At 63.7% G+C, this 10,309-nt stretch carries 12 protein-coding genes; 10 read left to right on the top strand and 2 right to left on the bottom strand.

Going from position 1 to position 10,309, the window contains the following annotated elements:
- From V7D81_RS19725 to V7D81_RS19710, 4 genes are all read left to right on the top strand, one after another.
- Positions 1 to 642: HlyD family secretion protein (locus V7D81_RS19725; protein WP_324319487.1), on the top strand; the 642-nt coding region annotated here is incomplete at its 5' end.
- 13 nt (positions 643 to 655) lie between these two features.
- The gene (locus V7D81_RS19720) at positions 656 to 2,167 is read left to right on the top strand and encodes a DHA2 family efflux MFS transporter permease subunit (protein ID WP_324319485.1); all 1,512 of its coding nucleotides are present in this window, start codon (positions 656 to 658) and stop codon (positions 2,165 to 2,167) included.
- A gap of 6 nt (positions 2,168 to 2,173) precedes the next feature.
- On the top strand, positions 2,174 to 3,628 hold the full coding sequence (locus tag V7D81_RS19715; protein WP_324319483.1) for an efflux transporter outer membrane subunit: 1,455 nt from the start codon (positions 2,174 to 2,176) through the stop codon (positions 3,626 to 3,628).
- 98 nt (positions 3,629 to 3,726) lie between these two features.
- The gene (locus V7D81_RS19710) at positions 3,727 to 4,845 is read left to right on the top strand and encodes an NADH:flavin oxidoreductase/NADH oxidase (protein WP_324319481.1); all 1,119 of its coding nucleotides are present in this window, start codon (positions 3,727 to 3,729) and stop codon (positions 4,843 to 4,845) included.
- A 15-nt stretch (positions 4,846 to 4,860) separates the two neighbouring features.
- Here the strand turns inward: V7D81_RS19710 and V7D81_RS19705 are convergent, their stop codons facing one another.
- Entirely contained in the window at positions 4,861 to 5,154 is a 294-nt protein-coding gene (locus V7D81_RS19705) for a GIY-YIG nuclease family protein (RefSeq protein ID WP_324319479.1), read from the bottom strand.
- Between the two features lie 240 nt (positions 5,155 to 5,394).
- Positions 5,395 to 5,958 carry a hypothetical protein gene (locus tag V7D81_RS19700; RefSeq protein ID WP_324319477.1) on the bottom strand — a complete coding sequence of 188 codons (564 nt, stop codon included), beginning with the start codon at positions 5,956 to 5,958 and terminating at the stop codon, positions 5,395 to 5,397.
- Positions 5,959 to 6,086: 128 nt separating this feature from the next.
- Between V7D81_RS19700 and V7D81_RS19695 the strand changes: the two genes are divergently transcribed.
- The 6 genes from V7D81_RS19695 to V7D81_RS19670 form a co-directional block, all read left to right on the top strand.
- Complete coding sequence (locus V7D81_RS19695; protein WP_324319475.1) at positions 6,087 to 7,226, top strand: metallophosphoesterase; 1,140 nt, start codon at positions 6,087 to 6,089, stop codon at positions 7,224 to 7,226.
- Between the two features lie 273 nt (positions 7,227 to 7,499).
- On the top strand, positions 7,500 to 7,826 hold the full coding sequence (locus V7D81_RS19690; RefSeq protein WP_324319473.1) for a hypothetical protein: 327 nt from the start codon (positions 7,500 to 7,502) through the stop codon (positions 7,824 to 7,826).
- Positions 7,827 to 7,943: 117 nt separating this feature from the next.
- A complete protein-coding gene (locus V7D81_RS19685; protein WP_324319471.1) occupies positions 7,944 to 8,144 on the top strand; it encodes a hypothetical protein in 201 nt (66 codons plus the stop codon).
- An 86-nt stretch (positions 8,145 to 8,230) separates the two neighbouring features.
- Entirely contained in the window at positions 8,231 to 8,395 is a 165-nt protein-coding gene (locus V7D81_RS23330) for a ParE family toxin-like protein (RefSeq protein ID WP_442958366.1), read from the top strand.
- Between the two features lie 236 nt (positions 8,396 to 8,631).
- Positions 8,632 to 8,862, top strand: coding sequence for a hypothetical protein (locus V7D81_RS19675; RefSeq protein ID WP_324319467.1), 231 nt, complete (start codon positions 8,632 to 8,634; stop codon positions 8,860 to 8,862).
- Between the two features lie 667 nt (positions 8,863 to 9,529).
- Positions 9,530 to 10,309, top strand: a 780-nt coding sequence (locus tag V7D81_RS19670; RefSeq protein WP_324319466.1) for an SDR family NAD(P)-dependent oxidoreductase, incomplete at its 3' end; no start/stop codon positions are given.

Here is a 10,309-nt window from a genome sequence, read left to right as displayed (position 1 = left end):
CGCCAGCAGCGCCTGCTCGCGAAGGGCATTGCCTCGCAGTCGCAGTTCGATGCGGCGACCCATGCCCGCGAGAGCGCGCAGCAGGCCTACAGCGCCGCGCAGCAGCAGATCGCATCGGCGCTGGCCGCACTCGGCGGCGATCCGGACATTGCGGTGGAGAAGCATCCGCTGGTGCTGGAAGCGCAGGCGCAGCTCGATCATGCGCAGCTCAACCTGTCGTACGCGACGGTGACGGCGCCCGCCGACGGCGTCGTGGCGAAAGTCGAGCAGCTGCAGGTCGGCAACTTCATCGCCGCCGCGCAGCCGGTGTTCGTGCTGATGTCGCGCGACAACGTCTGGGTCGAAGCCAACTTCAAGGAAGTGCAGCTCGCGCACATGCATCCCGGCCAGGCTGCCACGGTGACGATCGACGCGATGCCGGGCCGCAGATTCGCGGCGAAGGTCGCGAGCCTGAGTCCGGGCACGGGCAGCGAGTTCTCGGCGCTGCCGGCGGAGAATGCGACCGGCAACTGGGTGAAGGTCGTGCAGCGCGTGCCCGTGCGTCTCGAACTCGAAGGCCTCGATGCGTCCATCGCGCTGCAGTCCGGCCTGAGCGCGCAGGTCGAAGTCGACACGCAGTTCCAGCGGTTGGCGCACCACTGACGGAACCCGCATCGTGTCGACGGAAACTTCCCGACCCGTGGTGCCGCACCACAAGCTCATCACGGTGTCGCTGATGCTGGCGACGATGATGCAGTCGCTCGACGGCACGATTGCGAACGTCGCGCTGCCGCACATCCAGGGCAGTCTCGCCGGCACGCAGGAACAGATGTCGTGGGTGCTGACGTCGTACATCCTCGCCGTGGCGATCATGACGCCGCTCACCGGCTGGCTCGCCGGCCAGTTCGGCCGCAAGAAAGTCTTCCTGATCTCCATCGTCGGTTTCACGGTGGCGTCGGTGCTGTGCGGCCTCGCGCAGAACCTGTCGCAGATGGTGGCGTTTCGCCTGCTGCAGGGACTGGCCGGCGCGGCGCTGGTGCCGCTGTCGCAGGCCATCCTGCTCGACATCAATCCGCCCGAGCGCCATGCGCGCGCGATGTCGACGTGGGTGATGGGCGTGACGCTCGGCCCGATCCTCGGCCCGGCGCTGGGCGCGTGGCTCACCGACCAGATGAGCTGGCGCTGGGTGTTCTACATCAACATCCCCATCGGCGTGCTGGCGCTGCTCGGTCTCGGCAGCTTCCTGACCGAATCGAAGACGCGTCGCTCGGCCTTCGATTTCATGGGCTTCGCAACGCTGTCGATCGCCATCGCGGCGCTGCAGCTCATGCTGGATCGCGGCCAGCTCAAGGACTGGTTCGATGCCACCGAAATCTGGATCTACGCGGCCGTCGCGCTCGTCGGGTTCTACCTGTTCGTCGTGCACAGCATGACGACACGCGAACCGTTCATCGATCTGAAAATGTTCAAGGACCGCAATTTCAGCACCGGCGCGGCCTTCATTTTCCTGATCGGCGTGCTGCTGTTCGCCACGCTGGTATTGCTGCCGCCGCTGCTGCAGGACCTGCTCGGCTATCCCGTCATGACGGCGGGACTGCTGACCGCGCCACGCGGCTTCGGCACCGTGCTGGCATCGCTCGTGTTCAGCCGGCTGCTGCGCAACGTGGATGTGCGGTGGGTGATCGCGGCGGGCTTTGCGATCTCGGCGATATCGCTCGGCCAGATGTGCAACTTCTATCTGCAGATGGATGACTCGATCGTGGCATGGACCAGCGTCGTCCAGGGTTTCGGCGTCGGCCTTGCCTATATTCCACTGGCCACGCTCACGTTCGGCACGCTCGCGCCGCGTTTCCGCAACGAGGCGACCTCGGTCTTCAATCTGCTGCGCAATCTCGGCAGCAGCGTGGGCATCGCCGCGGTGCAGGCTCTCTTCATCCGCAATACCCAGATCATGCACGCGCGGCTCGGCGAGCACGTCACGCCGTTCGCCGGATCGCTGGGCGCGAACGCGCACAGTCTGACGGAGCTGGCCGCCATCAACGGCGAAGTCACGCGGCAGGCGACCATGATCGCCTACAACAACGACTTCAAGCTGATGCTGGTGCTGAGTCTTGCGGCGATTCCGCTGGTGTTCCTGTTCCGCAAGCCGCAGGCGGCGCGTACCGATATGCATGTCGTCGCGGACTGACCTTCCATGAATACACTCAAACGCACACTGATCCTCGCATCCACCGCCGCGTTGCTGAGCGCCTGCGCCGTCGGGCCGCAGTTCGAACGCCCTGCCGCGCCGTCCGTGGATCGCTACACCACCGACGCCAGTGCGCCACCGCTCGCCTCGACGACGCGCCAGCAGGTGGAAACGGGCGCCGCCGTTCCTGCCGACTGGTGGCGGTTGTTCGAATCACCGCAGCTGAACCAGCTCGTCGATCAGGCGCAGCAGCGCAACCAGACGCTCGCCGCCGCGCAGGCAACGCTCGCGCAGTCGCAGGCGCTGGTCGAAGCGAAGACCGGTACGCGCTATCCGCAAGTCGATCTCACTGCGGGCACCGGTCGCCAGCAATATGGCGCACAGTTCCTCGGTCCGATGCAGACGCCGCCGTTCACGTACTTCGCCTTCGGCGCCGCTGTCAGCTACACGCTCGACTACACGGGCGGCGTCGGCCGCGCCATCGAACGGCAGCAGGCGCTCGCCGAGTACCAGGCGCGCGAACTGCAGGCCACGCATCTGTCGGTGACGGGCAATGTCGTGCAACGGACCATCGAGGTCGCCGCGGCGCAGGCGGAGATCGAGGCCTTGCAGGAAGTGCTCGCCGACGACCGTCGCAATCTCGACATGATCCGCGACGCGTATGCCGCGGGTTCGGTGAGTCGCGTCGATGTGCTGAGCGCCGAAAGCCAGCTCGCCAGCGACGAAACGCTGTTGCCGCCGCTGCGGCAGCGACTGAGTGTTGCGCGTCACGGACTGGCCGTGCTCGCCGGCGAACTTCCGCCGAACGCGAATTTCACGGCGCCGGCACTCGGCGAGCTCACGCTGCCGGCCCGGCTTCCCGTGAATGTGCCCTCGGAGCTGGTGCATGGCCGGCCCGACATTCTCGCCGCGGAGGCGCAGCTTCGTGCTGCGACTGCCGCCGTCGGTGTCGCCACGGCGAATCTCTATCCGCGCATCACACTGTCGGCGACGGTGGGCCAGCAGGCGCTGGAAACCAGCGAGCTGTTCGATTCGAAGAGCACGGCCTGGGGACTCATCGTCGGCCTCACCGCGCCGGTTTTCGACGGCGGCAAGCTGCGCGCCGAGCGCCGTGCGGCGCTCGCGGCATTGTCGGTGCAGTCGGCGAAGTACCAGCAGGTGGTGCTGGAATCATTCGGCCAGGTGGCCGATGCGCTGGATGCGCTCGATCACGGCGCCGAACAGCTCGACGCGCAGTCGCGGGCGCTCGACGTGGCGCGCCAGAATCTCGATCTCACGCGCGAGAGCTACAACGAAGGCAACACCGGCGTGCTGCAGGTGCTGGACAGCGAGCGCCTGTACCAGCAGGCACGGCTCGGCTTCGTGCGCGCGCAGGCGCAGCGCCTGCAGGACACGGCGCGGCTGTTCGTGGCGCTCGGCGGCGGTACGCCGGACCAGTCGGTCAGCGTTGCGAGCCGCTGAGCGGCGTCATTCGAGCCGGCCGTCCAGCACGTCCAGCAGCGCTGCATCTGACGGCAGCATTCGTAGAATGCGGCCCATCCATTTCCTCAGGAGCATTCATGGCCAGTCGTCTGTTCGAATCCGCGCGCATCGGCAGCGTCGAGATCCCCAACCGCATCGTCGTCGCGCCGATGTGTCAGTACAGCGCGAATGACGGCTCTGCCACCGACTGGCATCTGCAGCATCTGTCGCAGCTCGCGTATTCCGGCGCGGGCCTCGTCATGGTGGAAGCGACCGCGGTGGAGCGGCGCGGACGCATCACGCACGGCTGCCTGGGGCTGTACAGCGACGACAACGAAGCCGCACTCGCGCGAGCGATCGCCGCCGCGCGCCGGCTCGCGGGTCCGACGAAGTTCGGCATCCAGATCGCTCATGCGGGCCGCAAGGCGTCTTCGCGCCGGCCGTGGGAAGACGGATCGGCGCTCGCTGCGAACGAAGATCCCTGGCTGACCGTCTCGTCGTCTGCCGCGCCCTACGGCGAAGGCTGGCATGTGCCGCAGGCGCTCGGCGTCGATGACATCGATGCGACCATCGCAGCGTTCGTGCAGGCCGCGCAGCGCGCCGTGCGGATCGGTTTCGAAGTGATCGAGATCCACAGCGCGCATGGCTACCTGCTGCACCAGTTCCTCTCGCCGCTCGCGAATGCGCGTACCGATCGCTACGGCGGATCGCTCGACAACCGCATGCGCCTGCCGCTGGCCGTGATTGCGGCGGTGCGGGCCGCCGTGCCGGCATCGGTCGCGGTCGGCCTGCGCGTGTCAGCGACGGATTGGGTCGACGGCGGCTGGGATCTGCCGCGGACCATCGCCTATGTGCGCGAAGCGAAGCAACCCGGCATCGACTATGTGTGCGTATCGAGCGGCGGCATCCGTGCCGGCGTGAAAGTGCCGGTCGCGCCGGAGTATCAGGTCGAGTTCGCGCAGGAAGTGAAGACATCGACGGGTGTGCCGACACGCGCCGTCGGCCTGATCACCGACCCGCATCAGGCCGAGCGCATCCTGGCGGAAGGTCGCGCCGACATGATCGCGCTGGCGCGCGCCTTCCTGGACGATCCGCGCTGGGGCTGGCGCGCGGCCGATGCGCTGGGTGCCAGGGCGCACTTCCCGCCGCCGTATTCCATGGCGCGCGGCGCGGGCTGGCGCAGGTTCCGCGATGAGATCGCGGTGGCGAACGGTTGAGCTTCGTCCTGCAGGTCAGGTTTTGTCCTGACCATTCTCGGGCCGGCTAAAGCCGGCCCCACAGGGAGCCGCCCATGCCAGCTTTTGTTCCTTCGACATCCGCTTCAATGCAGCCTCGGCCTTGAGCGCTTCGGATTTGCTGGCGAACGCTCTTGCGCCGAGCACGCGCACGGGTCTGTTCGAGCGCGTGAATTTCGCCCCCTTGCCTGCGGCGTGCGCCCTGAAGCGTGCATCGACGTCGATGGCAATGCCCGCATACGTGCGGCCGTCTTCGCAGGCGAGGAGGTAGAGCCACCAGGATCGTGTCATGTCGCGAGACTACCCGGCCGGCTCCCGGAGAAGACAGGAATTTCACACGGAGATCACGGAGATCACGGAGATCACGGAGATCGGAAGAAGAAATTTCCACGGGGGAGGAATGGGAACACGGGGAGCACGGGGATAAGAAATTTTCTGTTCCGAACCCCGTGTTCCCCGTGTCCCCCGTGGAAAATTCTCTTCTTCTGACCTCCGTGATCTCCGTGATCTCCGTGTGAAACCATCTCCGTCTCACAGAATCTTCAGCACCCGATAGCTGTGGTCCAGGTCGCGGAAGACCGCGGCCTTGGTGATGCTGTAGTACCTGGTGGGCGAGGCGACGCACAGAATCGCGATGCCGGCGCCGTGCTGCATGAGCTTGCGGTCCTTCATGCTGCGGATGAGGTTCGGGATCATTCCTGCGGTCGAGCACTCGTTGAACAGTTCGAAACCGCTGGTCTGTTTGAGTTTCTGCCAGGCGTCCTTGTGCGGTGTGTGGCCGTCGCCGTCCTTCTCGGTGTCGACGTGGTTGACCATGGCGATGCCCTGGTCCTTGTACACGCCCATGAGGCAGCCGGTGAATTCGCCGGAAATCACTTCGCCGCCGGCCATCGGCGTGCTGGCGTTGTGACCGCGTTTGTAGGGCAGGATGCGGATCGGATTCGTGCCGCTGTCGTCGGCGGCGAAACGGATCAGGTTGGGCGAGGTGAGATGGGTTTCGAACATCCAGCTGCCGTCGAAGGCGTCCTGGCCCTTGCTGATCAGTTCGAACAGTCCTTCGATCCGCACGCCCTGTTTCAGGTAATCCTTGAGCACTGGTCTCGTTCTCTGGCCCGCCGGCGCAGCATTGTCCGACGGTTGCCGACGCCCGTGAAGGGGCGGCGCCTTGAAAGCCGCGCCGCGATCCCGATACTGCCCGCTCCCTCCTGCTGAATGTCCGCCCAGTGCGTCCAAGCCGCCCGTTCCTGATCGCCATCGCCATCCTGGTGCTGCTGCATTTCTATATCGGCAGTCGTCTGCTGCCGGATCTGGCCCTGTCGTTGCCGGGCTGGATCGTCGGCGTGTCCGTGCTGGCGGCGTCGTGCCTGTTGATGCCGCTCGGCATGGTGACCCGGTCGATGGGCCGGCAGCCGCTCGCCGACCGGATCGCCTGGGGCGGCATGATCATGATGGGTCTTTTTTCTTCGCTGCTCGTTCTGACCCTGCTGCGGGACATTGTCCTGCTCATCGTTGTGATCTTCTCGCCGACGAAGGCGGCAACCGCCACGTACGTCTCGGCACTGCTCGTCGTCGTGCTGTCTGCGACAGCCACCATCGTCGGCTTCGTGAATGCCCGGCGTCGCGCCCGCATCGTCGATGTCGACATTCCGATCGCCCATCTGCCGGCGGGCCTCCAGGGATTCTCGATCGTGCAGATCAGCGACGTGCACGTTGGCCCGACCATCAAGCGCGGCTATGTCGATGCCATCGTCGACGCAGCGAACGGGCTCGATGCCGATGTCATCGCCATCACCGGCGACCTGGTCGACGGCACCGTGCCGCAGCTCGCCGCCGACGTGCAGCCGCTGCAGCGGTTGAATGCGCGTCACGGCGTGTACTTCGTCACCGGCAATCACGAGTACTACTCGGGCGAGCCCGCCTGGACGCGCGAGCTGCGACGGCTGGGGCTGCGCGTACTGGCGAATGAACATGTCGTCGTGGCGCGCGGCGAAGCGGCGCTCGTGCTCGCGGGCGTCACGGACTATGGCGCGCATCATTTCGATCCGCAGCAGCGCAGCGATCCGGCGGCGGCACTGGCGGGCGCACCGGTCAATGCGGCGGTGAGGATTCTTCTCGCGCATCAACCGCGCACTGCACCTGCAGCGGCATCTGCAGGTTTCGATCTGCAACTGTCGGGACACACGCACGGCGGCCAGTTCTGGCCCTGGAATCTGTTCGTGCCATTGCAGCAGCCGTTCACGGCGGGTCTGCATCGGCTGAACCGGTTGTGGGTCTACGTGAGCCGCGGCACGGGTTACTGGGGACCGCCGAAGCGCTTCGGTGCGCCGTCGGAGATCACGCGCATCCGGCTGGTGGCTGGTTGAGGCGGGACTGGCACGCTGCTTCCGGCAGATGTCGACACGACCGCCTCCTGACCAGAGATGCGGAGATCAACAGTCTGATCGTTGACCGGCCAACACGACACAACTATCTTGAGCCAGACAAAAGCTGACTGCGGTCTGATTCCTGGATGGTCCGCGCCGGAAGCGCTTACAAATCACGGATGAACACAATGAAATTTGTCATTCCAACGATCTGCAGCGGCATCCGAGCACCGCACTTTGGCGGTCGATATATAAGTTGGGCTTGAGACGAGAATGCTTACCGAACCAGTATCGCAGGCTCCTGAGCCGTACTTCAGTGCATCACTCGCGCTGCTCTTTCAAGTCGCTATATATGTGCGTGCGCGTACGTCGGTGCCTGAGAGGATCACCGAGGAACACATTCGGGAGATTCATCAGCTCATGAATGCGATTCACAACATTCCAGAGTCATTGCTGCACTATGGAAAGTGGTTCACAGAAGAGAAGATGCGTGACGCGTTCGCTCACTTTGACAGCCAGTCGGGCGGCGAAGAGAGATTGAAGCTACTTCCAGCATTTGAACAGTTCCTTCAGAAGGTTCGAGAACGCGATGCAGGGTAAGCCCAACAATGCGTTCAAGAGGCGACGTGCGAAGACGCACGCGCCTTAACGCGAACGTTATCCGATGAGAAGACGATAGATGAGCGCCGGCATATACTCGGCTTCACGAGGTGACATATGCGCAAACTGGAAGAGATTGAAGATCAGATTCGAAGTTTGAGTGGCACCGAACTGGTGGAGTTTCGGAAGTGGTACTCAGAATTCGATGCTCAGGCTTGGGATGCCCAGTTCGAGGCTGACGTAAAGGCGGGGAAACTGGACAGGTTGGCCGAGGCCGTTCGAAAGGCGCATAAGGAAGGCAAGAGCACAGAATTTTGAAGCACTTCGCTTCACCAGACTTCTGGCATCACTATCGCGCGTTGCCCGCCGACGTGCAGCAGCTGGCGGATCGCTGCTTTGAACTGATGAGATCCAATCTGCGCCATCCTTCCATACGGCTCAAGCATGTCGGGGAGTTCTGGTCTGCTCGTGTTGGCCTTCATTGGCGGGCCGTTGGCACCGACGTTGAGAACGGAATCTCGTGGTTTTGGATTGGAAGTCATGCCGAGTACGACAAGCTCATCGGATAACAAGGTTCTATGAGAGTACGCGCATTGCGCGCCCGACTCGCAAAAGCGATGCGCCTTTGGATTGGAGTGCGGAAGGTTCAGCGATAAGGCAGGCGAGAGAGCAAGGTCTGACGCCAACTTGCATGAGCGCCGTACATCATGATTTCTAGAATGCCGAACAAGCGCGTCAAGTTCGCGCGCTCGACTCGCAAAAGCCTCCAGCTTTTGCTCGCGGCTTACGCGCGGCGTTGGGCGTCATGATGGAAGAGATTTTCCTGATCCTGTTTCTGTTGGCAGTTCTCGCAAGCGGGCTCTGGTGCGTTGTGAATCCAGAAGGCGTAGTCCGCTTTCGCGCCCGAATGGGCTGGTCCAATGGTTATTTGAGTGGTGGCTTTGCATATGCCGCCGCGCGTAGGGCTCGCTTTACCGGTTCATTGCTTATCGTCGTAGTATTGTTCGCTTTCGCCGCCAAGTTCGTCGGCAGGTAACGCGGTGACATTGCGGATCGATTGCTGAAGACGGTTGTCTTTCGGGGTCAGAGATGAAGATCGGCGGTTCAATCCAACAGTGCCCAACAAATTGCTGCACGCGACGCGCGAAGACGCGCTCGCGTGAGCATGGCGTTGGGCGGCACCTGTGAGTACCTCAAGCGCTTCTGCAGCTCCAACCTGGCGACGCCGCTTGAATCTCCTGGGTGGCATCGCGTTTCTGAGTCTCCTCGGATATTGGGGGCATCGGTTCGTAACTCTAGAGAATCGCGTCAAGTCAGCCTGCTCCGAGATCACTACCGGCATGACCATGTCACAGGTCAAGTCGATAGCTTCGGCCAAAGGTCTTGATGCCCGATCTCGAACTTCAGATGTCAGCTTCATGGTCTCGCCCGAGTCCATGGGAGAAGTCGGTTGTCGCGTTACATGGAAGTCGGAGCTTGTCGCAAGTTCGCGGTATGCTGGGCCAGCAGATGATCACTAGTTTTCTGGGGCGCCGCCTAACACCTCGCTGGAGCGGGCGCGTGATAGATAAAGCGCCAAGCCCAAACGTCCGCGCCTGCTCAAACGAAAGGCCGGCGATGGCTATTCGTATCTCGTTTACGACCTCAGCGATGGATACAGACTGCTCGTATACGTGCCATCGATTTCGGCGACGATGAATTCCATGACGCGTCGGCAGTTCAACGCGGCTGCACTCTTCTCCTTCATCGCGGGCGCATCGCGCGCCGCGCCTGCATTCGATGCCTCGTCGACTGCGGAGGAGGTCACCGCCGGACTCGATCTGACCGGCAGGACGGCGCTCGTCACCGGCTGCAACTCCGGCATCGGTTACGAAACGATGCGCGTCCTTGCGCTGCGCGGCGCACGGGTGATCGGCACCGGGCGGACGCAGGACAAGGCCGAAGAGGCGTGCCGGAGCGTGAAGGGCAAAGCCGTGCCCGCCGTGCTGGAGCTGACCGATTTCGATTCGGTCGTCGCCTGCGCCGATCGCATCCGCGCGATGAATCTCGACATCGACATGCTGATCTGCAACGCCGGCATCGTGCTCGATCGTTGGGAGCGGGTGCGCGGTCTCGAAAAGCAGTTCGTGGTCAATCACCTCGGGCATTTCATTCTGGTCAACCGGCTGCTGGACCGGGTGACCGCTGCCCCGCAGGGCCGGGTCGTCGTCCTCGGCAGCAACAATCATCGCGATGCGCCGCCGGGCGGCATCCAGTTCGACGATCTGTCGGGCAAGGACTGGTTCAAGCGCGGCTACGCCCATTCCAAGCTGGCGAACGGCCTGTTCTCGCTGGAGCTGTCGAAGCGCCTGCAATCCACGCGCGCCACCTCGAACTGCGTGACGCCGGGGCCGACGCGGACGGCGATTCTTCGCAATACCGCCGGCAGTACGGCGAACTATCGCAACTCCGTCGGGCAAGGGGCAGCGACGCCGTGCTATGTC

The sequence above is a fragment of the Povalibacter sp. genome (assembly GCF_036735925.1).
Classification (GTDB): Bacteria; Pseudomonadota; Gammaproteobacteria; order Steroidobacterales; family Steroidobacteraceae; genus Steroidobacter.
This window is presented reverse-complemented; position numbering and strand designations above follow the sequence as displayed.